The sequence below is a fragment of the Novispirillum itersonii genome (assembly GCF_014205675.1).
Classification (GTDB): Bacteria; Pseudomonadota; Alphaproteobacteria; order Rhodospirillales; family Rhodospirillaceae; genus Novispirillum; species Novispirillum itersonii_A.
The window spans coordinates 18,069-41,950 of record NZ_JACIIX010000008.1 but is presented as its reverse complement, the minus strand read 5'-3'; the positions used below and the strand labels follow the sequence as shown (position 1 = coordinate 41,950).

General features: G+C 60.3%; 20 protein-coding genes. 4 read left to right on the top strand and 16 right to left on the bottom strand.

The genetic code is table 11. The features are described from left to right. Positions 1-38: 38 nt before the first annotated feature. From FHS48_RS11435 to FHS48_RS11390, 11 genes are all read right to left on the bottom strand, one after another. Positions 39-3,707 (bottom strand): ATP-binding protein, encoded by a 3,669-nt coding sequence (locus FHS48_RS11435; protein ID WP_184263693.1) that lies wholly within the window; start codon positions 3,705-3,707, stop codon positions 39-41. 580 nt (positions 3,708-4,287) lie between these two features. Continuing rightward, positions 4,288-4,791 (bottom strand): hypothetical protein, encoded by a 504-nt coding sequence (locus tag FHS48_RS11430; protein ID WP_184263692.1) that lies wholly within the window; start codon positions 4,789-4,791, stop codon positions 4,288-4,290. Next, on the bottom strand, positions 4,788-5,285 hold the full coding sequence (locus FHS48_RS11425; RefSeq protein ID WP_184263691.1) for a hypothetical protein: 498 nt from the start codon (positions 5,283-5,285) through the stop codon (positions 4,788-4,790). Before FHS48_RS11425 ends, FHS48_RS11430 begins: the two co-directional genes overlap by 4 nt. Next, on the bottom strand, positions 5,282-5,602 hold the full coding sequence (locus FHS48_RS11420) for a DUF6626 family protein (protein WP_184263690.1): 321 nt from the start codon (positions 5,600-5,602) through the stop codon (positions 5,282-5,284). Before FHS48_RS11420 ends, FHS48_RS11425 begins: the two co-directional genes overlap by 4 nt. Continuing rightward, positions 5,599-5,910 (bottom strand): DUF6626 family protein, encoded by a 312-nt coding sequence (locus tag FHS48_RS20610; protein ID WP_416046512.1) that lies wholly within the window; start codon positions 5,908-5,910, stop codon positions 5,599-5,601. Before FHS48_RS20610 ends, FHS48_RS11420 begins: the two co-directional genes overlap by 4 nt. A gap of 12 nt (positions 5,911-5,922) precedes the next feature. Continuing rightward, a complete protein-coding gene (locus tag FHS48_RS11415; RefSeq protein WP_184263689.1) occupies positions 5,923-7,365 on the bottom strand; it encodes a hypothetical protein in 1,443 nt (480 codons plus the stop codon). A gap of 519 nt (positions 7,366-7,884) precedes the next feature. After that, positions 7,885-10,536, bottom strand: a complete 2,652-nt coding sequence (locus FHS48_RS11410; RefSeq protein ID WP_184263688.1) for a DEAD/DEAH box helicase — start codon at positions 10,534-10,536, stop codon at positions 7,885-7,887. A 1-nt stretch (position 10,537) separates the two neighbouring features. Continuing rightward, a complete protein-coding gene (locus tag FHS48_RS11405; RefSeq protein WP_184263687.1) occupies positions 10,538-12,241 on the bottom strand; it encodes a site-specific DNA-methyltransferase in 1,704 nt (567 codons plus the stop codon). Positions 12,242-12,516: 275 nt separating this feature from the next. Then, positions 12,517-12,837, bottom strand: coding sequence for a hypothetical protein (locus FHS48_RS11400; protein WP_184263686.1), 321 nt, complete (start codon positions 12,835-12,837; stop codon positions 12,517-12,519). Next, entirely contained in the window at positions 12,834-13,913 is a 1,080-nt protein-coding gene (locus tag FHS48_RS11395) for a DNA adenine methylase (RefSeq protein WP_184263685.1), read from the bottom strand. Before FHS48_RS11395 ends, FHS48_RS11400 begins: the two co-directional genes overlap by 4 nt. After that, positions 13,913-14,599 (bottom strand): hypothetical protein, encoded by a 687-nt coding sequence (locus FHS48_RS11390; RefSeq protein ID WP_184263684.1) that lies wholly within the window; start codon positions 14,597-14,599, stop codon positions 13,913-13,915. The genes FHS48_RS11395 and FHS48_RS11390 overlap by 1 nt, the downstream gene beginning before the upstream one ends. Before the next feature lie 393 nt (positions 14,600-14,992). Here FHS48_RS11390 and FHS48_RS11385 point away from each other — a divergent pair, with 393 nt between their 5' ends. Next, the gene (locus FHS48_RS11385) at positions 14,993-15,571 is read left to right on the top strand and encodes a recombinase family protein (RefSeq protein ID WP_184263683.1); all 579 of its coding nucleotides are present in this window, start codon (positions 14,993-14,995) and stop codon (positions 15,569-15,571) included. Positions 15,572-15,853: 282 nt separating this feature from the next. Continuing rightward, a complete protein-coding gene (locus FHS48_RS11380; protein WP_184263682.1) occupies positions 15,854-16,078 on the top strand; it encodes a hypothetical protein in 225 nt (74 codons plus the stop codon). Positions 16,079-16,172: 94 nt separating this feature from the next. Here FHS48_RS11380 and FHS48_RS11375 read toward each other — a convergent pair whose 3' ends face one another. The 3 genes from FHS48_RS11375 to rplM form a co-directional block, all read right to left on the bottom strand. Beyond that, on the bottom strand, positions 16,173-17,540 hold the full coding sequence (locus FHS48_RS11375; protein ID WP_184263681.1) for a tyrosine-type recombinase/integrase: 1,368 nt from the start codon (positions 17,538-17,540) through the stop codon (positions 16,173-16,175). 212 nt (positions 17,541-17,752) lie between these two features. Further along, positions 17,753-18,205: a 30S ribosomal protein S9 gene (gene rpsI, locus FHS48_RS11370; RefSeq protein ID WP_184263680.1), complete on the bottom strand. Its 453-nt coding sequence runs from the start codon at positions 18,203-18,205 to the stop codon at positions 17,753-17,755. 3 nt (positions 18,206-18,208) lie between these two features. Next, positions 18,209-18,673 carry a 50S ribosomal protein L13 gene (gene rplM / locus FHS48_RS11365; RefSeq protein ID WP_184263823.1) on the bottom strand — a complete coding sequence of 155 codons (465 nt, stop codon included), beginning with the start codon at positions 18,671-18,673 and terminating at the stop codon, positions 18,209-18,211. 351 nt (positions 18,674-19,024) lie between these two features. On the opposite strand from rplM, the gene FHS48_RS11360 reads away from it, so the two are divergent. Continuing rightward, on the top strand, positions 19,025-20,821 hold the full coding sequence (locus FHS48_RS11360; RefSeq protein ID WP_184263679.1) for a potassium/proton antiporter: 1,797 nt from the start codon (positions 19,025-19,027) through the stop codon (positions 20,819-20,821). A gap of 22 nt (positions 20,822-20,843) precedes the next feature. Here FHS48_RS11360 and FHS48_RS11355 read toward each other — a convergent pair whose 3' ends face one another. Then, a complete protein-coding gene (locus tag FHS48_RS11355) occupies positions 20,844-21,269 on the bottom strand; it encodes a PaaI family thioesterase (RefSeq protein ID WP_184263678.1) in 426 nt (141 codons plus the stop codon). Between the two features lie 161 nt (positions 21,270-21,430). Between FHS48_RS11355 and FHS48_RS11350 the strand changes: the two genes are divergently transcribed. Next, positions 21,431-22,204 (top strand): enoyl-CoA hydratase, encoded by a 774-nt coding sequence (locus tag FHS48_RS11350; RefSeq protein ID WP_184263677.1) that lies wholly within the window; start codon positions 21,431-21,433, stop codon positions 22,202-22,204. 42 nt (positions 22,205-22,246) lie between these two features. Here the strand turns inward: FHS48_RS11350 and FHS48_RS11345 are convergent, their stop codons facing one another. Beyond that, positions 22,247-23,263 (bottom strand): cytochrome-c peroxidase, encoded by a 1,017-nt coding sequence (locus FHS48_RS11345; RefSeq protein WP_221443478.1) that lies wholly within the window; start codon positions 23,261-23,263, stop codon positions 22,247-22,249. Positions 23,264-23,882: the final 619 nt, after the last annotated feature.

Genomic DNA, 23,882 nt, shown 5'->3' with positions numbered 1-23,882 from the left:
TATGGGGATAAGGGCAAATGCAGCTCACCCTTCGCGCGTCAGGCCGGGGGCACCCCGGTCTCCACATCCCGGATCAGCTCGGCCAGAGTCCGCGCATCGGCCTGCGCTGCCAGTTCCAGACGGCTGAGGGCATCAATCAGGGCAGGATCCTCCGGCCCCAGATAGGGGCTCAGTTCCAGCTCTTCCGCCACGGCCCCGGTCTGTGTCGCCCCGAACTGACGGGCAACCCCCTTCAGGCTATGGGCCGCTTCCCGCCCCTGCGTCAGAGACTCGCGGAGGAACGCGCAGGATACCTGCTCTCCGCCGGTTTCCAGCTTGCTCTGGGCAGACCGCATTAACGGCAACAGGCGCTCCGGGCCGACCAGCCCCATAATCTCCCGCAGCCACCCCGGCGGCGCTTTACGGCGGGCCGGTTCAACGTCCGCTGCAACGGCACCGGCGGGCAGTGCCTCCCCTTCCGGCAGATCATCGGACTGTCCGGCCCCATCGCGGACCGACGGCCCCTGACACCAGTACAGAATGGTTTCCTGCATGCGCTGCCAGTCAACCGGCTTGGTCAGATAGCCATCCAGCCCGATCTCTTCATACTGGCGGCGCTGATCAGCCAGAACATCGGCGGTCAGGGCCAGCACCGGCATGGAACAGCGCGGCGGCGGCAACATCCGCACATAGCTGGTCACCCCCGGCCCGTCCAGCAGCGGCATGTGCATATCCAGCAGCAGCAGATCGAAGTCTTCCTCCTCAATCGCCGCAATCGCCTCCCGCCCATTCGGGACAGCCCGCACCGAATGCCCCAGCCGTTCCAGACCGATGGTGATCAGCATGCGGTTGGTCTCCTCATCCTCCGCCAGCAGCAGGCGGTAAGACCGCCCGGAAACCGGGGACGGCATCGGCGAGGCCGCCGTAGAGGCACTGACCGCCTTCTCCGGGCTGCCCTCCGGCAGGCACATGGTAATGGTGAAGGTGGTACCCTTGCCGACCCGGCTGAACACCCGGATCTCGCCACCCATCAGCTCGGCAAGACGACGGCAGATCGCCAGCCCGAGGCCGGTACCGCCGAAGCGCCGGGTGGTGGAGGAATCCGCCTGCCGGAACGGTTCGAAGACCTGCTGCTGACGGTCCGGAGGAATTCCGATCCCGGTATCCTGCACCTCCAGCATCAGATCAATCATCCCCGGCTCCAGCCCCTGTTCGGCGTGCAGACGGACCGAGACACTGCCCTCTTCGGTAAATTTGATGGCATTGCCGATCAGGTTAAACAGCACCTGACGCAACCGGGTCGGGTCACCCACCACCACCACCGCCGGACGCCCGTCCACCGGGGCCGGCAGGTCGGAACGCAGGGACAGGCGTTTTTCCTCCGCCTTCGGGCGCAGGAAGGTCAACACATCCTCAATGACCTCAACCGGAGAAAAGTCCACCTGCTCCAGACTCAGCTGTCCGGCCTCAATCTTCGAGAAATCGAGAATATCATTCAGCAGGGTCAGCAGGGTCTGCCCGGACCGCTTCAGACGGGTGGCATAAACGCTCTGCTCATCATTCAGCGGCGAGGCCAGCAGCAGGTCGGTCAGACCCAGAACCCCGGTCATCGGCGTCCGGATCTCATGGCTGACATTGGCCAGAAACTCACTTTTCAGCCGGGTGGCGGCTTCCGCCCGGGACCGTTCCTTAGCGTTCAGCTCCACCAGATCCGCCAGTTCCTTCGCCTGCTGCTGCAACAGATCCCGGCTGGCCTCCAGCTCCATCGCCAGACGCTTGGATTCGTCGATATCGTAGACCCAGACAATCCGGTGCGCGTTCAGCTGCTCCGGCGCCCGGCTGACCGAAATCAGGGCCCAGAACTCTTCCCCATCCCGGCGGCACATCCGCATCGGGCGGTCCCAGACCGCCCCCAGCCGCTCGAAATCAGCCAGCAGGGCTTTACGCGCCACCGGATCGGCGTACAGGGTTTCGGGGAAATCGGCGGAGAAAGCATTGTCGGGCATGCGGAACAGGTCGGCAATGCGCCGGTTGGCATAGAGGACCACATCCTGCTCGGTCAGCAGAACGGCCCCGACCGGAGAACTTTCCATCAACGACCGCAGCCGGGTTTCACTGGCCCGGATGGTTTCCTCGGCCCGCATCAGATCGGTGACATCGGTGCGCAGGCCCACCACATAGCCCTGATCGGTCAGCCGCTCCTCAATCCGCAGCCAGCGCCCGTCATTGGTCTGCTGCATCAGCGCGCCGGAGGGATTGCGGTGCAGCCGCAGCCGCTGCATCAGCCAGCGCTGGCGCTCCTCCGGCGTATATCCGGCCTGCGGATACTGGCCCCGGCTGAGGCCATACCGCAGAATTTCCTCAAAACTGCTGTCCGGGCGGATTGCCGGGGCGGAGGCCGCATAAATCGTCCGGTAGGCTTCGTTACAGATCACCAGCCGGTCATGGTCGTCGTAGACCACAAAGCCTTCCGGGATGGTATCCAGCGCCGCCTTCAGAATGTCCTCAGCCCGGCGCCGCGCCGCTTCCGTGGTCACGCGGACGGAAATATCACGGACAATGGCGGTGAACAGCCTGCGGTCCCCGGCGGTACCCTCCGCGATGGAGATTTCGACCGGAAATTCCTCCACCCAGCCCCGGACGCCGAACAGGGCCCCGGATGTCTGCGTCCCCGCCGCAATTTCCCAGATCCGGTCTTCCGCCACTTCCCGTCCGTCCGCATCCCGGCGGATAATCAGGCGGTTGAGATGCAGGCCCGGAACATCGCTGGCCGACAGGCCGAAGATCTTTCCGGCGGCGGCATTGCTGGTTTCGATCACACCCTGTTCGTTAAAGGTCAGAATCGCATCGGGGGCAGTATCAAGGATCAGGCCCAGCCGGGCCTCCCGCACCTGCACATCCAGCAGGCGGTCCCGTGATTTTCCATGCAACCACAGAAGCAGTGCGGTCAACAGGGTCAATCCGGTGCCGATCACCAGCACCAGCTGCTCGCTGTGCCCCGCGTAAGCCCGGACCATCTCAACACCCGGCCGGGCCTCCACCGACCAGCGCCCGCCCCCGGCGGCAAACTCCGTCGTCACCACATCCCCGCGCGGGGCCGTCCTGATCCGCGGGGACAGAATAACCGCATCTTCGTGCCGGACGGTCAGGGCAACGCCGTCATTGCTCTGTATTGCCGCCGCAAGGTGCTCCACCAGCGCCCCGCTGCGGTTTACGGCGACAACGACACCTTCAAACACATCGTTGCGGAACACCGGAGCATAAATCAGGAAGCCGGTCCCCCCGCCCATCAGCTGAATCGGGGCGGTCATCTGCGGGCGGCGGGTTTCAATCGCCGCCATCAGGGCCTGTCGCCGGCGCTGCTCGGTCCCCAGATTCTGGCCGATCATCGGCCGACGGGCCTCCTCAGGCTCTGCCCAACGCACGACATAGCTGGCATCAACCCATTCTATGGCATCAAGGGCATCGTAATCTTTCAGGTATCCCCGGACGTCGCGCCGCCATTCCGCTTCCGGAACGCCGCCCCGCGCCGCCCAGCGGTCGGCAAGGCGGCCTAACGCCTGCATGCGTTCCTCAACCATCAGGCGGAACGCCGCCGAGACAGCCCGGCTCTGCGCATCAAGAACCTGATGGATTGCCTGCTCCGCATTGCCGGTCACGACTTCGGCCAGCAGGACGGTGGTCCCCATCCCCAGCACAAAGACCAACCCTGCGAGCACACGCTTCATCCGCGTTCCATTCCCTATCAGTCCGCCGGAAAACCCGGTCAGCCCGGCACATCCATGCCGCGACCCTGTTCAGACCCACAGAATAGTCTTCTTTTCCTAAGTCGCCTATCAGCCAAAACACCCATATCCCGGCCACAGGATTAAGACAGTGCGGATCATCGCCCTGTCGCAGAACACCGTCATCATCATGACACAGATGAACAGGGATGCCCCTGAAAACGCCCCGGAGACCCGGCCCCACGCCCGGCCCGCCCTTCCCTGCCGCCGGGCCAGTTCCATGCAAAAAGGCCCGCCATGGGGCGGGCCTTTCTGCCGGATAACCAGGACTGGATACCAGATCCGTCGCGATTAACGCTTGGGGCACTTGGTATCATCAATCTATGAACAAAATCAAGGCGATATGAGTTCAAGAAAGATTTTTTACGCTGTTCTTACGCGAAGAGCCGAGAATCGCGTTGTCAAGAGCGTAAGAAAATAGCCTTCCCAACGGTCTTTGTCATCAATCAGGATGCCTCAATGGATGGCGTGTTTCGTGATGTCGCCGCTCTTGATCGGCACCCACCCACGGAGCCCAAATCCGTCAACTGGTGTGGAGGCGAATATTTTTGCCTGCCCAATGCTCAATGAAAACCTCGTTCGTGAGGGGCACATCCTCGTAACTATCATACTCGTACGTCTTTTCGATCAGGTGGGCTGCGCACTTGGCGATCTCCAAGCTGACCATTACTTGGCGAGCAAGGTAGCACTCAAGGATTTCGTTCCGGAAAGGATCGAGGTTGACCTCATCCGGTGAACGCCAGACGCCAATTCCCAGCAAAAGCCCCAAATAGCTGTTTCCAGGGTGCTGCTGGGGCAGCAACACCGCTGTGGCGTGGGGCTGTCGGATGATGTGGTGGACATAGTAGGTCAGCAGGAATGGGGCGATCTCGGCTCTCTCCATCACGGATTGGTGGCGGCGGAAGTGGTCCAGGAGCCCAATGGGCAAGCGCCAACCATCGGCCAGTACCACCAGTCCCTCATTGATCAGATCGGCAATGAGGGGGTGTTGGGCAACTGCGTCGTCGGCGACCAGATAGAGGATCACGGCCATAGCTCCCCATAGGAGCGCCCACCAGCAAGGAAATCCCAGGTCGAACCCCATAGGTGATCCAGGTCATCACGCGACTCGACGCCGAACGACTCCCACATCAGCGCCATCACATCCCACATCTCGTCTTTGAGCCGGTCTTGCGCCGCCAGCGCATACCCGGCGACCATCAGCTTGCTGATCTCCTGGGCGGTCCCTTCAACGCGCCGGAACAGTGGACCCTGACCGCCAATGACGGCGTGGACCAAGGATTGGTCTTCCACGACAGTGAACTTCAGGTTGGCGAGGGGTGCCAGGACCCGCTTGAGATACTCCTGGAACCCTTGCCCCACCTCGGTCCAGGTCCGGGCGTATTGCTTGATGCCATCGATTTCACCCCAGACCCGTTCGAGCACGCCGGGGGTGGCATCGATGTGGTGCTGGTAGAGGTGTTCGTTTTCCGCCTCGTAGGCGGCTGGATCAACGATGAGCAGGTGGTAGGTCGTCGTCATTGGCTGACCACCTTTCCGGCGGCTGCGCGTGCCCGGAGTTCGTCCCACAACGACTGCTGCACGAAGTACAAGACACGACAGGCTCGTTGTTGCGCCTCGGTGAGCGGCTGCCCGGTCAGCACCAGATGCTTCAATTCGCGATCCAAGCTGTCCAGCGACACCTGGAGATGGGCGAGGCTGTCCATTGATGGCTGCTTGCCACGGCTCTTCCGGCTGGAGGCGTAAGAGGGCGCTTTGCCGCAAAGCCGAGACAGGTCCGCCTGGGTGCTCACCAGACCAGCAGCCTTCAGTGGGGTGTAGATGTCGGCCCACTTCATTGAGGGACCTCGTGGGGGATGTCGGCGAGGAAAGCTGCGAGGACAGCCTTCGTGGGCCGCTGGAGCGGTCTCTCCATCAGGAGGCCCAGGGCACTGGCAAGGTTGGTCCACGCCTCTGGGGAGGGGCTACGGTGCTGCTGGCGCAGGGTGTTGTGGTAGGTCCTGGACCGCCCCATCCACCGGGAGTATTCGGCGGAGGAGCGGACCAGGGCGTTGCCGACCAGAAAGCGGTAGATTTTGTCGGCGAGGGTGGTTGGTTCATAAATCACGAGTGCCTCCAATGTTGTTGTTATGTTCTTATTTATCATTGTGGAATCGCATCACGCGGCTTTTGCCAACTTCTCACGCTTGCGCTGTTGGGCGAGGCGGTCTTGCTCCCGCTTGGCGGCGTCTCGCTCCTCTTTCGTGGCGTATTTCGGCTTTCGGCCTCCCTTGTTGACCTGAAGCTGCGCTTTGAGCGTCTGGGTTATGCCAACGTCAATGTGCTGGAGTTCGCCGCCGCCGCCCAGCATCCTTTGAAGGCTTTCGGCTTGAGCGCGGCTAAACACGTAAACGTCCACCGGTTCCACGGAATCAAAAACGCGCAGGTTGCTCCGCATTACGAATTGGTACAGGGCTTCCCGTTCGCGGTCCTGGAGCACGTCTTCTTTGCTGATGCCGTAGCTGCTGATGACCAGGACCTCGTGGTCGGCAGGGACCATTGCGGCCAACCAGATCGCACAGGTGTAATCCCGCAGGTCGTTGGTTCCCGCCTGTTTCGGGGTGACCTTGCGCGCCAAATCCTTCCCGGTACCGGTGAGAGGAATGTGGTGTGTCTCGTTGAAGCAGTAGAAGAACCGCTGGGTGAGGTTCGCGTTCAGCCAATCCGCTGCCATTTTCAGCGGGCGGCTTGCGTTTCGGAAGAACGTGTCGGAGGCGTTGCGGTCCGAGAAATAGTGAATCCGTGTCCGTTCACCGAGAGGGATGGTGCGCAAGATGAGCGACGGGATAGGCCGCTCAATGAAGGTCGCCCCTTGCTTGCTCCACAGACGGTACAGCAGGTAGGAGGTAAAGTTCGCGGCCAGGAACCACCTGGATGCGAAAGGGGCCAACACATCGGCATTGAGGGTGCTGCCCAGTACGAGAGTGGTGCGCTCGCCCCCCTTAGCAGCTTGGTTAAAGAAGCTTGCTTTGCCCACGCAGGTGCGGTTGTCCGCCATCATTCCCCAGAGTGATGCCATCTGCTGGCCGAGAACATCTTCACGAGTTTGGCGAATTGTGTGCCCTTCGGTGGTGAGAGTGACGCTCACCCAGTCCGGTGAGGGGGAACCATCCTCCGTCGCCAGGGGTTCGGCCTTAAACAGGTCGCGCAGCCTGTCGTGCGATGCCGTGAGGCGGAAGCAACCCGAAGTCCAGACATCCGGCACCTCATCGCAAACCAGATGCCAACAATGGGCATTTAGTTCCGGGCGAGACCAATCGACCAGGGCCAGGGCTTGGTGGGTGATGAACAACACTGCGTGTGGGCTGTCGGCGAGGTCGGCCATTGCTGCCGCGATAGCGGTCCCGATGGGGGCTGAATTCACATCGGGTTCGGAGTGCGTCACCCTGATGACCGGCGTGTGCCCGCCACCACGAGCAACGATGAATTCTTTCTCCAACTCGCGCAAAAACTCAATGCGAGGGGCTGCGTAAACATAAAGTCCCGGGGTGGAGAAAATATACTCCCGTGCCGAAGTGGACTTCCCTGCCCCTGGTTCGTTTGCTGAATAAAATACCTCCATAACCTCTCCTTAAATAGCTTCAATGTTTATTTATCATTGTAGAATCATTTTACCGTACACCTTGCTGTGAAGTCAAAATAGGGTAAGAAGAAAGCGGATCAGTCAGAAAGAACTGACCCTTAGAAATAGGGGGTGTTTCCTCTGACATTGGCTGGGAAGGAAAAGGCCGGGGCAACTGGCCGGGTGGGCTTGCTCCCGCCCGAGGCAGTTGTTCCGGCCAGCGGATGCCGCCAAGGGCGGCGTCCGGTGATTCCACGGAATCAGTGACTGGGAATGGACGGCGGCGTGCTGGCGCACCCCACCGATCAGCGGACAGGGCCGTGGTTCGCCCGGCTTACGGCTCGCCGCACGGCGACTGCGCCGACGCCGACCACGCCCCAGCCCGCCGGATTTCCGGGTTCATCCAGTCCCGCATTGGCGGGGCAACAAAGCCCCCTGCCAACGTGCGGTTTTCCCTATGTCCCCGCGTCAGCGCGCCAACTGACGGGCTTTGTTATGACGGCCAACCCATTGGGAATATCAACCAATCGTCCGGTCGATGAGATCAAACCCTCGGTTGGTCGGCATACAGAAGAGGCACTTGCCGCCGCTGGCCTCGGCCCACACCGCGCCGATCTGCCGCTTGACGGCCTCCCCCTCGTAGAGGTGCGCCCCCTTGTATTCCACAACGAGAATACGCCCATCCGTAAGCATCGCCACAAAGTCCGGGTAAAACTTGTTATGCGGGAGTTGGAGCCAAAAAGACGACTTCTTGCGCTCGATATTCCTGATCCAGTAGCGCACCTTCGGGTGCCGGTCGATGTAAAGGGCGCAGTCGAATTCTTCCCCAGTGCTCGCAAGATCACCGACGAGGGGTGTGTAGTGTTTCGCGAAGGGTCTGCCCGCGAAGGGTTGGTTGGGGGCGTAGGTCTGCTCATCGAAAATGATGGACAGGTCGGCGCTAACGGCGAAGTCGGCTGCGTTTGCGGCGAAGAGCGCGTTGTACTGCCCGACCTCACGGTCCGCACGAAGCTCGTTGATCAGGGTGCCGATGGCCTTTCGCAGGTCGTACTTGTTCCGAGCAAGGACCGGGATGTCGTGTCCTGCGGCGATAAGGGCTTCTATGGCCTTGGTAATGAACACCACGGCGCTTGGCTTGGTGATATCGGGGTGGACAATGCCCGAATCAATCCAGTTGGCGAGGCGCGGCAGGTTCCAAGCGGGTTCTTGGATGACCCCGGCAAGATCGCCCTGAACCTTCTTGGGGAAGCCAATCTCAATCACCCCCTTTGCCCCGACATCAATTTCTCCCGTGCGCGCGGTGTCGGGCAGGCGAAACCGTTCCACGATTGCGGCGGGGTCGCATTGGTCGAGCCGCCAGGGCAGGTCAAGGAAATGCTCCTGCGAAAACAGTTGCAGTTCGCCTTGCTTGCGGAAGCCAAGCAAGGGAACGACGAAGGGCGGCTTATCGTCCTCGTCGGGAGCGGAAATCTGGAATTGATTCGACTTCGCATAGAGCCGATCGATGGTCTTAGCAACCTTTGGCACGGCGGCAAAAGCCAAGTGGATGAGGTTGCGGTTGTCCCGCGTCATAGGCCCCTTGTAGGTCAGCGTCCGTGTCTCGGTGTCAAAGGACAGGCGCGTCCTGACCGACGGGGGAAGGCGGTCAATCGCGGCCACGATAACCTCGGGCGCGGCAGCTTCCACGGGCAGTGTGTCCGATCGATAGGAGGCTTGGGTTTCGGCCAATTTAAGATTCTGTTGCGGAGCGATGATCTGCGCCGCTTCCATCGGATTAAAGCCTGCGCCTTCCACAAGCCCGTCGCGCAACTGCTGCGCAGTCGCGTCGAAATTGCGTGACACAATGAAGGCGTAAGACTGGTTCAGGGCATCGCGTCGCTTGCGTTGCGCTTTCGGCATCCGCAACACGCGGCCAAGTATCTGCTCAACCGCCGTCGCCGACACCTGATCGGCCACCGAACAAAGGACATAGGCGAAGGGGCAATCCCACCCCTCCTTCAACTTCGACACGGTGATGATGTACCGCACCGGGCATTTGTCGCTCCGGATGTCGGGGATGTCGTCAAGGTCTTTGCGCGGCCCGGTATGAACGGCGATCTGCTCCTTGGGGATGCGCTGGTCGTCGCGCAAATGCGCCTCAATCTTTTCCCAGGTGAGACGAGTTGGGTCGTCCTTAGACGCGCTCTGCGCCTGAAACAGGATGATGGGGCGGATATATTCGCCTGTCTCGGCGAGTTCGGCCTTCGCCGCCTCTTCCAACGCCTTCTGGCAATCCAGCGCCCCGCCGATGGTTTTGACCCAATCCGCATCAGTGGTCAGGCGGATGGGCATCTTGATCATCTGCTCGGCCTTCAACTCGGCGGCAGAGACGGAATAAAGGATGTTGGAAGCGTACTTGTCGCGCTCCGGCCGATGCTCAATCTGCGGCGTAGCTGTCAGTTCAAGGATGATCGACGGGTTGAACCGCGCCAAGGTCCGGAAGGACAGGTCCGTGCGGCTGTTGTGGGCTTCATCCACGATCACCAAGGGCCTGTGAAGTTTCAGCAGGTTTGCCAGCGAATAGATCGGGCGGGAACCACCCTCGATCTTGTCGAGCGTCGCGATCTGTTCCTCGGTCAGGTTGGCGAAGTGGTCCATCAAGACCCCGGCGTCCTCATAGACCTTCAAGCCCTCGGGGTTCTCATTCCCACTGTCATCCTCGCGGCGGAAGGACTGGATGGTGGAGACGATCACCACCGCCCCGCCTGTCGCATCTGCCTTGGACATTGCCAGTGCCTCGGCCTTGGTCATCACCGAGAAGTTGCGGTTGAATGACTGAAGCAGGGCTGCGCGGTAATGGTGTCCCTCATCCTTCAAGGCCGCGACAGTCTGGTCCAGGATCGCCGTCGATGGCACCAGCCATAAAACCATTGGGTTCGAGGCTTGAAGGTAATCGCGTGATGCGATGCCAATGGAATACGCGGCCATAAGGGTCTTGCCGCCCCCGGTCGGGACGCGAAGGCAGACGAAGGGAGTGCCCTCTTCGACTGCCGGGGCCTGCTGATAGGGGAACTTGGTGGCCTTGTAGAAGGCGACATCGGCCCCATCATCTACGGCGGAACGAAGAAACTCGTTGAACCGGCCAAGGGCGAGTTTCTGATACTCTTTAAGATCGTTGTTGATTGCGACCATCTCAAACCCCCTCGATTTGGTAGGGAATTTGCTTGAACATCACGCCCTCGGCTTTCAGCCGGTCGGGGGATACCGTGGAGCCCTCGGCATAGACAACGCGGGTGCCTTCAAAGCCTTTGGGCGGCGGTGGCAAGGCTACCAGCGCGTCGGGGGTCAGCACATTGCCAAGCGCCTCGCGCGGCATCCCTGCCTGCCCCTGTGCATAAAGCAGATAGACAGCCTTCTCGCCGTGCTTGCCTAGGTAGGCGTTGCCCACCTGCGCCCTGGTCGGGATGGGCGCACCGGTTTCGGCGAAGAATATATGGGCGGCCAGATCAGGGAATGACACTTCGCCGTCGATGTCGCCGAACTCATTGAAGAGTGGAACGCCAAGGCGGCAGTAGCGGAAGCCGCTTCCGCCCCGCCACTTTAAATCCCGGCTGACCCCACTCTGATCTTCGCCCGAGACTACCGCTCGGAGTCTCTTCGCAGCGTGGGATTCAGCGTGCTCTCCCATTTCGACCGTTATAAACCGCAGCCCCATCTTCATTGCGACTGCGGCAGTAGTTCCGGAGCCACAGAAACTATCCATCACGATATCGGCCGAATTTCTTGAGGTCGCCAACTCAAAGCAACGCTTCAACAAAGCTTCCGGCTTCTTTCCTTTCGGGAATGGAACGCCGCCTTCATTGTGAATGTTGTTCGAAAGCAAATCATCCCAAAGCGTGGTGAGGGGTTCGCCAGAAACAGCGACGCCATCGATTATTTTTATTTTATCCCTGTAAAAGAGGATGCGCTTGCCACCTTTTAAGTAAATATCAGAGTAACCCTCCCGCTCTACCTTGAAAATCTCCGAAGGTCGCTCGGTTGATAGGTCAATCGCCTTTTGCGTGTCCTGGCCAACATTGTTGTAGTCGGGGGTGACTAACTGGCAAACGGACGAAGCGTTTTCCAACACAAAATCATCAATTAGCTCAGGGCTGGCCTTGGCAAGTTTTCTTGCGTCAGCAAGCGAGATGCCATTGGCAGCCGCAAAGCCGTTCATCAGCGTCGTGATTTTCCAAGTTGAATGAGGCGCATCCGGATTAACAATCCAACTGCTGTATCGCTTATCTCTCTCCCTTCCAGTAAATACCCGGTTTGGAGTCCAGTGCGCCTTACTTTTAGCATATATAATGATGTGATTAACGATATTAACACAACCAGGGTTTATTGCCTTGTGGCCCGTTGCTGACGCCTGTTTAAATGCAATTACATAAAGACGGTTATGTCTTCCAAATATTTCATCGAATAGAGCAATGGAGTAGGCGAGCTCATTATCGTCTATATGAAGAAATAACGTTCCATCGAGGCGGAGAAAGTCTCTCAAAAGTCTGGCGCGCGGATACATCATACACAGCCATTTATCGTGGCGCGAAAGATCGCTGGCCTCGTCGCCAACATACTTTCCAAGCCACGCGCGGATCTGGGGATCATTACTGTTATCGTTGTAAATCCAATCCTCTGCACCCGTATTAAAGGGGGGATCGATGTAGATACACTTTACCTGCCCGCCGTAATAGGGTAGCAGCGCCTTCAGGGCTTCTAGATTGTCGCCCTGAACCAGAAGGTTGCCCGCGTCTGGATCACCTGCGGACAATGATCCATCGCAATGAACCAACCGATAGGGAACCTCTTTGTGGTGGTGTTCAACCGCCTCTTTCCCGATCCAGTTCAATGAAGGCATACTCAACTCCCTCTTGCGCTGCATTGAGCCTGCCGCAACCCACCAGACTTCGCCGCATTGTTTAATAGCCTCACGCCTAAGCGTCAGCCTTGACCACTGGTGCTCGCTGCCGAGTAGCAGCGGGCAGCGACCGCGCCTTTCAAATACCCCAGTTCCAGGCCGACAAGAAGACGGGATGTCGGGTTGACAGGCTCCGGCCCACACCATTCAATTGCCCGGCAACTTGACGCGAATGAACGTCTCGTTGGCCGACATTCCGCGACTCCCTCAGCACCTCAGAAGTTTAACGGTGCGACATCGCGGGGGCAATCGCGGATGGAACTGTGATGGTTGGGATATTCCACGACCGCCAGCACATTCACGACCTGCGCCAGCTTCACCACGAGGGCCGGGTCGTCATCCATCACAAGGCATTGGACACGATCCTCCTCCACGCTGAACAGCGGCCCGTACATATCCAAAAGGTGTTGGCATTCGGTGCTGCCCGATTCCAGTGAAACCAATGAAACGGGCACGAGGCCCGCATCATTGAGATAGTCCCGAACAACCCGTTCCGGCGACGGCCCGCAAGGGGTGCTGGCAATCAGCACCTTCACGCCACCGACTCCAGCACGGCATTGTCATTGGTGTTGCGCTGGGCGCGGACTTCATCAACGGTCAGCCAGCCCATCTGCCGCCGGAAAAATTCAAGATGAGGGGCGTCGTAGGTGAGGATGACCAATTCCTGACCTTGCCGTTCCTTCCGATCCGAGCCACGGCTGGGCCAATCCTGGAGCCGGAAGAACCTCAGGAACCCTTCATAACGGGAACCGTTTTGCTCTGACCAATTCAGCGTGACCATCACTCGGACACCACCGTCGTGGGCCAGCCTTACCAATGCAGCAAGTTGGTCGTGGTCATCGGCCCCGAAGTCGACCCCATAGGAGCTTTTGCCAGTCCCCTCGTAGGGAGGATCGGTGAGCAGAAATGCCCGACCGCCAAGAGAGATGGCCTCCTGAAAAGTCTGGCGGAAATCCTGCACCCGGAAATCCCACCCCTGGATCACTGCTGACCAACGAAACAACTGGCCGAGGCGAACTGCATAACTGTGGAGGAACCAGCCCGTCTTGTCCTTTGATCGCCCCCCTGCTGCCAATTTAAATTGCGCCATCGGGTGGCAGATTTGGGAATGGATGTAATAGGCGGCCGCCACCAGGACCTTGTCGTCGACAAAGTCGCGTCTGTTGGTTTCCAGGATTTTGGTTGCATCAATGAACATTCTGTCGGGGTTCCGCCAATAGGGCTCAACCAGCCGACGAACCTCGGCGACAAGACCATCGGGAGCATCTCTGAGGCAGCACCAGAAGTTAATGAGTTGGGAATTGATGTCGCGCATTCTGAAATAGACAACTTTTCCCGATTCAGCGGCGGCTTGGGCAAACGCCAACGGAATGGAGCACCCGCCGCAGTTGGCATCCAGGTACACACCACCGGGAGGGACAGAAACAACCTTCATTAAATTGGCGGCGCTCCGTCCCTTGCCCCCGCTATGGTTTAGGGGGCTGGGGTGAGCCATCGGGCGCAGGCTGCGTTGGGCGTGATCGATGTTGGCCTCAATGATGATTCGGTCGGTGGCCGACAGTCCATCGGCGACTCCCCCTGCCATCAAGGGGCTTTCGTTGGTGGAGGTCATTATGCGCCCTCCCCATCAAGCCCAGCGGCTTCGGGTGCGGGGGTATTATTGGGCGCGCGCCAAACCACCTTCCGCTTGCTGCCCAAGCGAACGAGTTCTTCGGGCGACACGGGAATGATTCCGGTGGAACCATCCTTGAGATGGATAATGAGTTCCGCGCCCACGAACTTCTCGCTGTCGCTCACCGGCGCGGAAGTTTTCAATCGGAAATGAGCATATGCCCTGGAAAAACCGCCCAGCGCCTCAATTTCCGCCATTGCGTCTTCGGAGGTTCTGGCACTCAGCGCGGCGGCGATGGTGGCAACCTTGCTGGAGGGGCCGCCACCGCGCCCATTTCCCTCCAGGTACTTTGCGGTGCGGTAGTGGAGCGGATTGGCGGTGTCTGAGCGGCACTTGACCTTTGCCCCCTCAAACAGCTTCTCCGCCGCTTCCTCATCCGCTTGGAACAGGGCAACGACTTCGATCACCTGCGCGGTGATGGTGGCGTATTGCTTTTCAGTCTCAGCTTTGTTCGCGACGACTGCGGCCAAGGCTACATCGACGACATCCCGATGCGTTCTTGCGCCCTCAATGAGGCGCTTGACCCGCAATTCCAGGGGCGGTGTGGCCGTTCCCTGCGGATTCGTGTTATCCGCAACAAAACTCTCAGCCACGCTCTCGGTGGCCGTTACTTCTTCGACACTCATCCTTGAAAGACCCAAAGCACGCCGAAACATTTCGGGCGTGCGCCAGCCGTTAGGCTCGACGATCTGGATGCAGATTTTGGGTTTTGGCGATCTGCATCCGTCCCGGAGGCTATTGCCCCAACAAGATGACGATGTTTTACTTCATTTTCCCGATTCATTTCAAGGGAAAAATGTCAAGCTGTATCTTTTTTATTTTTAGTGAGTAAAATACCGGGGCGCCCTCCCTTTGGCCGTCGTGTCTTTCATTCAAGATTCTAACCGCTCTGGCTTGTGCTCAAAAACGACCGTTTCCGAACAGGGCACCCATCCGCGCAAATGGGGTGTCCAAAAATAGGGTTGGCAATTTTTGGGCAGGTGCTATTCTGAACACCCTTTTTGAACAAGGTGATCGGGATGCACACATTCGCCTACCTCCGGGTCTCGACCACCGGACAGACCACCGATAACCAGCTTGTCGAGATCGAGCAGGCTGGCTACGAGGCGGATACCGTGTATAGCGACACCATCAGCGGCAAGGTTCCTGCGATGGAGCGCCCGGAGTTCGCCAAGTTGATGGACACCATCCACCGGACGAAGAAGCCGAAGCGCCTTATCGTCTCGAAGCTGGACAGGCTGGGGCGTGATGCCATCGATGTGCTGGGCTCGGTCCGGGCGCTGGAGCAAGCCGGTTGCTCGGTCCGTGTCCTCCAACTCGGCGACCTTGACCTGACCTCATCGGCAGGCAAGCTGGTGTTGTCCACCCTGGCTGCCGTGGCGGAGATGGAGAGGGATATGCTGGTCGAGCGCACCCAGGCGGGTCTGGCTCGCGCCAAGAGGGAAGGCAAGAAGCTCGGTCGCCCCAGAGTCACGGATGATGATTCCGTGGAATCTATCCGCAATGCCTTGGGCGGTGGCGTCAGCATCTCGCAGATCGCCCGTGATCACGGCATATCCCGCGCCACCGTCATCCGGGTCCGGGGGGCGGCGCAATGACCGACTTGAACGCCATTGAGGAAGCCGCCCACGAACTCGTGGATCAGCGCGGGCGCGAAGGGGGGCTGAAATGAAGCCCACCGCCATCCTGATCGTGGTCCTGGCGCTTTTGCCTCTGACCGCCAGGGCGGATATGTATGGCTTCAATGAGGGGCGTGTCCCACCAGCCGCCACCGAACAGAAGCACCAGCAAGACCGCGCCATCGCCCTGAAAGACCGAACCCGGCAGTGCGACGGGCTGCGGCAGCAGTTGGTGACGACCATCACGGTGGGGGAGACAGCGTGTTGGATGAATGTCGGCAGTCGGTCGCCGTGGGCGACCTCTATGAGACCGAGGGACGGCGGCGGACCACCTGGGTGGTCCAGTCGGTGGTTGATGCGCCGCACCAGGGCACCCTCGTGAGGTTGGTCCAGGTGGATGGGCTGGGCAAGGTCACCATCCCGATCTCGGACCTGGGCTACGCGGGTGGCTTCACCCGCCTGGGCGACCCGGCAAACGAGGGCTGATCGGTGGTGTAACAAAAATCCACCTATAAGGACTTACGTTACACCTCTTCACCACCGGCTTGCGGACCTGCACCGGCACCCCGGCAGGGAGGGGCTAAGTAGACACCACCTCGTCAGCTTCCTCGGCGGCTTCTGCGTCATCCACGTCATCAAACATATGATTGAAGTTAGGGCTGTGGTCCTGGGGGATATTTGGCGGCGGAAGCGGCTTGTCCTTCTTTGCCTTCATCTTGATGAGTTCGTCCAAGTGGACTTCGGTTTCCGTGTGGTCATAGTGGCGGCGGATGTAGGTAACATCGGTCCCACACGCCTGCGCGAGACGGTAGACATCCACGCCATTGAGGAGGCGTTCGGTGATGAAGGTGTGGCGCAAGCTGTATGTGGTGCGCTTTTGCCGATAGCTGTTCAGAAGCAGGCCAGCCTTCTCAAATACCCCGGGGATTGTCTTCTCCCACCATTTTCGGGGTTCACCATCTTCGTTCGGAAAGATCAGGGCCTCACTGGCTAAAGGAAGCCCGGACATCCCCTGGGCCTTCGCCGAGAGAGTCAGTGCTTTTTCAAGGTTTGCCAACCCAAAGGCTTTGCGAAAGCCGGTCTTGGTCGTCTCTGGCACTGAAATAATCCAGCCGTCGGTCGGCTCGGAAGCGTCCCATTGCTCTCTTGGCTCTCGCGGACGAACATCACACCACCGAAGCTGGAACAGTTCGTTTGGGCGCAGGCCCGAATAATAGAAGAACAAGATCATCGCTTGAATGGATTGACGCTGGCGGCAGTGCCGAATGGTCGGCCCCTCGTTTGCCCAGGTCTCCATAAATCCAATAAGCTTTTCCATCTCCTCGGGGTTGAAGGCTGGGCGGCGAACTATGACCTTCGCTTTCTTTGCGCCGCCTTGTTCCCAGCGGTCTAAAAGCGGGAGTTGGGCGATAAACTTCTTGGTTTTTGCATACTTAAACACCTGATTGAGCATTGACCGCTCCATATCAAGCGTCTTTTGGGCTGGGACGAGCGCAGCATTGGGTGCTTTCTTGTCCTTACCTGGGCCGCTCTTCCAATAGGAAATGCGCCAGACCCAGTAGTCCTGAATCACCCCTTCATCAATGCTCTTGATTGAGCGGTCACCAAAGAAAGGGATGAAGTACCGATCCGCAGTGCCCTTGTGGAGTTTCCGGCGGTGAACCGAAAGGCTTTCCTCCCGGTCTTTCATAAAGAGCTTGTGGACCGCCTCAAACGACTTTTCACCAATCGGGATGCCGCGCTCCAGTTCGTAGCACTTCTCGTGAAATAGCTTTTCTGCGAAGCGCCGGGCCTCGTCATAGTTTGTCGTCTTTGTGGAGCGGATATATGGGGCTTTGACGCCGGGAAGGCGAAGGCGGCACTGCCAGACCTCTCCCTTGAGGTCGTCGTCCTGGTATAGACGGATAGCGCCATCAAAGAGGACGGTCAGGTTCTTGTAGGTGGTCATCTGCGCCCCCTCCCAGTTCTCGCCACACCCCAGTTAGCAGCCGATTTTTGGAGTTTCTCCAAACTGCGGTCTTACAAAAATCCTATGGGTGAGAACTGGTGTCAATGGGAGAGGCAAGCGCCCGCTCACGCCTTACGCGTTTCTTACGCAAAAGAAAAAGGGCTTGGATTGCTCCAAGCCCTTGATTTTTCTTGGCTTTTCGCCAACCCAGTTTAGCGCTTCGAGAACTGGAAGGAACGGCGGGCCTTCGGCTTACCGTACTTCTTACGTTCAACAACACGCGGGTCGCGGGTCAGGAAGCCAGCAGCCTTCAGGGCCGGGCGCAGCGCCGGATCAAACAGGGTCAGAGCGCGGCTCAGACCGTGACGGATCGCGCCAGCCTGACCGGACAGACCACCACCGGTGACGGTGCACATGATGTCGAACTGGCCGACAACGTTGGCGATCGAGAACGGCTGGTTGACCATCATGCGCAGCACCGGGCGCGGCAGGTAGTTTTCAAGCTCACGGCCGTTGACCACGAACTTGCCGGAACCGGCCTTCACCCACACGCGGGCCACGGCATCCTTACGGCGGCCGGTGGCATAGGAACGGCCGAAAGCGTCACGCTTCGGTTCGGCCTTGGCGGGCTGCTGAACGACGCCCTTGAGATCTTCGAGGGACATGGATTACGCGCTCCGCTTGTTCTTCGGGTTCCGGGCAGCGATGTCCAGAACTTCCGGGTTCTGGGCGTCGTGACCGTGGGTCGGGCCAGCGTACACGCGCAGCTTCTTCAGCTGGGCGCGGCCGAGCGGGCCACGCGGAACCATGCGCTCAACGGCCTTTTCGATGACGCGGCTCGGGTACGGGCCGGTCAGCAGCTGTTCCATGGTACGGTCTTTGATGCCGCCCGGATGGCCGGTGTGCCAGTAGAAGCGCTTCTGGGTCAGCTTGCGACCGGTCAGAGCGACCTTCTCGGCGTTGATGATGATCACATGATCACCGGTGTCGATGTGCGGGGTGAACATCGGCTTGTGCTTGCCCCGCAGGATATTCGCGACGGTCGCGGCAAGGCGGCCGAGAACGATGCCTTCGGCATCGATCACGTACCACTTCCGTTGCACATCCGTCGGCTTGGCGGAATAGGTCTTCATCGTTCTCACTTCTCAGTCGCTGGGGAACCGGTCTTCGGCTCCTGTGACGAGCGGAGCCCGTGTCCGAGCCGTCCGCCCCAGTGAATCCAGGCCGCGGAGTATGCCACGAAAAACAATGGCGTCAATGCCTTTTAATTCAATAAAATCAATAACTTATAGTGCGGTATTATATTACCTCACTCAGGACCCGCGCAGGGCCTGCCTTTGCGGGCTTTCCTGAACACCCGGCCCCGCACCCGGCGGAATCCGCAAAAAACCTTGAAATCTCCGCACTTTGTCCTTCGCAGCGCCACGACTCCCTCTATTATTGTCGGTGGGCATCCCATCATCGCGGCACACAGGGGGCAGACTATGGACGCAGCCAACCATCTGATTCTGCTCGGCGGCGGCCTGATGCTGGCGGCGATTCTCACCGGAGCCCTGTCCACCCGGATCGGTGCACCCCTGCTGCTGGTTTTCCTGGGGGCCGGTATGCTGGTCGGCGAAGATGGCCCCGGCGGGATCCAGTACAGTGATTATGGCACCGTCTATACGCTGGCCAGTCTGGCGGTGGCGGTGATCCTGTTTGACGGCGGGTTGCGTACCTCCTTCCGCACCGTCCGCCGGTCATGGGGTCCGGCGGCATGGCTGGCGACGGTCGGTGTGGTCATCACCGCCGGAATCACCGCCGCCGCCGCGTGGTCGGTGTTTTCGATCCCCCCGGTGATTGCCCTGCTGATCGGCACCGTCGTCGCCTCCACCGATGCCGCCGCCGTGTTCCTGCTGCTGCACCAGCGCGGGCTGGAGATCCGAGAACGGGTCTCAGCGACGCTGGAACTGGAATCCGGGGCCAACGACCCGATGGCGATCCTGCTGACCATGCTTCTGGTCAGCATCGCCACCGGCACCCTACAGGCGCAGGACATGGGCCTCAGCATCCCGCTGTCCCTGATCAAGGCCTTCGTCGTCGGCGGGGCGCTGGGTCTGGCGGGTGGACAGGCGATCAGCTGGGCGGTCAACCGCCTGATGCTGGCTCCCGGCCTGTATCCGGTGCTGGTGATCGCCGGAGCCCTCACATTATTCGGCCTCAGCCATACCCTCGGCGGATCAGGCTTCCTGACCGTTTATGTCGCCGGAATTGTTGTCGGCAACCAGCGCCTGCGGGCACAGGTGGTGATCCGCCGGTTCCATGATGGCATCGCCTGGATAAGCCAGATCCTGCTGCTGGTGATGCTCGGCCTGCTGGTGACCCCGCACAAGCTGGTGCCGGACCTGCTGCCCGCCATTGCCACCGCGCTGGCGATGGTATTCGTCGCCCGTCCGGCGGCGGTGGCCCTGTGCCTGTGGCGCAGCAGGCTGACCCTGCGGGAGCGGCTGTTCGTCGCCTGGGTCGGCCTGCGCGGTGGTATGCCGATCTATATGGCGATCATCCCGGTGCTGTCCGGGGTGCCGGAAGCCGGGCTGATTTTCAACGTCACCTTTATTGTGGTTCTGGTTTCGCTGGTGCTTCAGGGCTGGAGTATTTCCGCCGTCGCCCGGTTGCTGCGGGTGGAAATCCCCCCGGCACCGGAACCGCAGGGCCGCCTTGATATCGATATTCCCTCCAACCTCGATCAGGATATCGTCGGCTACACCATCACCCCCGACAGTCCGGCGGCAGGGTTATCCCGCGAGGACCTCCGCCTGCCCGGACGCAGCCGCCTGCTGTCGGTGCTGCGCGGCAACGTGGTGGTGCCGGAACAGGGACTCGACCATTTTCAGACCGGAGACTTCGTCCTGCTGCTGACCCCGCCGGAACAGGGGCTGACGCTGGACCGGCTGTTTCTGGCCAAGGATAAGAAAACCCGGCGGGTGGCGCTGGCCGATTTCGTCATCCCCGGCGCGGCCCCGCTGGGGTCAGTCTGTGACGCCTATGAAATCAGCGTCGCCGATGACCAGCGCCAGAAAAGCATTGGCCAGTTTGTCAGCGACACCCTCGGCGGCACTCCTGGCATCGGTGACAGCCTGCTGGCCGGGGCAGTGGAACTGGTGGTGGTCCAGACCGAGGGCGACCGCATTTCCTCGGTCGGTATCCGTCTGGAGCCGGATCACGGCGCGGCGTGGGAAACCGTGGTTCCCCGCCGCCTGCTCTCCCACATCCGCCGCTGGCGGCTGCGCCGCCCGGCCTGACCCCCGGCCAACCGGCCGAACCTCAGCCTGCTTCCGGCGGCACCGAATAGGTGCCGGTGACATGGGCCACCATCGACTCCCTGTCCCCGGCCGAATACAGCTCCACCTCCGCCACCACCAGACGCTTGCCCCGCTTCAGGATGGATCCCTTGGCGATCATGTCTTCCTGCCCCGGTTTCCGCAGGAAGTTGACCGTCAGGCTGGTGGTCACCGCCAGTTCCACCCGCCCGACCAGCGACAGCACCACGCCGTACAGGGCCAGATCGGCCAGCGCCATCGTCGCCGGACCGGCAATGGTGCCGCCGGGGCGGATCAGATCCGGCTTAAAAGCCATCCGCACGGTGCAATAACCCTCGCCGATTTCCTCAAAGGTACAGCCCAACAGATTGGCCAGCGGCAGTTCGGCATCCAGAATGTCCTGAATTTCAGCAATCGTGACTTTCGACATAGATCCTCCCGGTTTTCAGCCCGGCCTTTTTGCGGCACAGTTTTACGGGCTCTGCCAGAAGCCTACATGCCCCGTCCGGGCCAATCTACGGTGCCCCAGCGTCAAGCCGGGCCAGAAAATCACGGCCAAAATCACGGCCAATGATCAGGAGGATTCTATCCATGTCTGCCCTGCTGCTGCGCGCCGATGCTGACGGCATCTGCACCCTGACCCTGAACCGTCCGGAGGCCCGGAATGCCCTGTCCCGCCCGATGATGGCAGCCTTGCAGGCGGAACTGGACCGCATCGGCGACGACCGGTCGGTGCGGGTGGTGGTGCTGACCGGGGCCGGACCGGCCTTCTGTGCCGGGCATGACCTGAAAGAAGTGCGGGGGCTGGACACCAGCGACTACCTGCCGCTGTTTGAGCAGTGCTCCCGCCTGATGATGAGCCTTGTGCATCTGCCCCAGCCGGTCATCGCCAAGGTCCACGGTATTGCCACCGCCGCCGGGTGCCAGCTTGTCGCCTCCTGCGATCTGGCCTATGCCGCCGATACCGCCCGCTTCGCCACTCCGGGGGTCAACATCGGGCTGTTCTGCTCCACGCCGATGGTGGCGCTGTCGCGGGCCGTGCCCCGCAAAGCGGCGATGGAAATGCTGCTGTCCGGGCAGCCGGTGCTGGCGGTGGATGCCGTGCGCCACGGCCTGATCAACGCCGCCCTGCCGGTGGAGGAACTGGATGCCCATGTCGCCGCGATGGCGGCAACCATCGCCGGGAAATCGCCCCTGACCCTGAAAATCGGCAAGGAAGCCTTTTACCGTCAGCTGGAACAGCCGCTGGCGGAGGCCTATGCCTATGCCAGCCGGGTCATGGCGGAAAACATGATGGCCCGCGATGCCGAAGAAGGGATTGACGCCTTCCTCGGCAAGCGCGAGCCAGTCTGGTGCGGGGGCTGAGACTGCCCCGGAAACCGGGTGGCCTCTTACACCCGTCCCTGCTTATTCAAACGGCGTCGGACGCGGGGTGGCGTCTGACGACGGCGGCAGGATCGGCAACTTGAAATCCGGCTGGTCACCGGTCAGGGTCTTCAGGAAGGCGACGATTTTGGCGTTTTCCTCTTTGTTGAAAACACGGCCGAGCTGGATCCGCCCCATCGTTTCCACCGCCTCCGGCAGGGTTGCCGCCTCGCCGTCGTGGAAGTACGGATAGGTCATTTCCACATTGCGCAGGGTCGGCACCTTGAAGTTGAAGCGGTCTGCCTCATCCTTGGTCACCGCCACCCGGCCTTCCGCCGGGCTGGAGGCCTTGTAGGGTTCAACCACCCCCATCTTCTGGAAGGAATTGCCACCAACCGCCGGGCCGTTGTGGCAGGCCACACAGCCGCTGTCGCGGAACAGCTCATACCCGGCCTTTTCATCGGCGGTCAGAACCTTGTCATTCCCCTGAAGCCACTGATCAAAACGGGAATTCGGGGTCACCAGCGTTTCCTCAAAGGCGGCAATCGCCTTGGTCACCTCTTCGATGGTGATTTTGCCCACCCCGAACACCGCGCCGAAATCCACCACGTAGCCCGGAATGGACTCCAGAACGTCAACCGCCAGCTTGTGGGTGAAGGCCATTTCGCCCGGATTGGCAATTGGCCCGCCAGCCTGCGCCTGAAGGTCAGCGGCCCGGCCATCCCAGAACTGGGCAAGGTTGAGGCTGGAATTCAACACCGTCGGGGCGTTGATGGGACCCTTCTGCCAGTTATGGCCGATCGAGGTCTTCAGGTTATCGGTCCCGCCCATCGACAGGTTGTGGCACGAATTGCAGGAGATAAAACCGGACTTGGACAGACGCGGATCGAAATACAGCTTCTTGCCCAGCTCCACCAATGCCGGATTCCCGGCCTTAACGGCGGGCAACGGCTGAATCGGCTCATCGGTCCGTGGGGCCGCCGCCTGCGCCACCGTCACCGCCGTCAGCAGGGCCACCCCTGCCGCCATTACCGGTCCCCAGATCATCGTTTTCATCATGCGCTCTCCTCTCCCGGGTCCGGAACGGGCACGGCTCCGCCTGCCATCCGCCTGTCAGGCGCACGGGAAACCGGCCAACCAACCGGAACACCAACTCATTGAAAGATATAATACATCCTGCTCTCACAGGATGGGGCGGCCGTGATTTATACAGTCCGTCGGGACTGGCCTGCTCCCTGTTCGCACTATTCCCTACAAGGGATGTGGGTACATTGAGGCAGATCAAACATTCAAATCACTCTAATTTAGAACAGCCCCTGCCGCCGGGGGCATACTCTTCGCCGGTCCCGGTGTTAGCAGTCTGATCAGGAAGCTGTTTTGACACCCGGCCGGGTCTTTCCCAGTTTAGAATGATCTCGGGATCCGCTGACCGGACGCTGAAATTTTTCTGGCCGCCCTGTCTTTCAGGACAGGAAGGTGCCATACTGTTCTCCGGTCTCCGGCGGTTCTGTCACGCCGGGGGCGTTTCCAGCAGAGATGGACACCGGCTTTGCTGCTGGACGTGCGCTGACTTTTACGGAAGCACACGTTCCGTTGAACCGCAGCCCGCTGCCTTGGAACATGCTCCAGCCCCGCTGAAAAAACCGCACAGAAGTGTGCCCCTGCGCCGAAGCGCCTG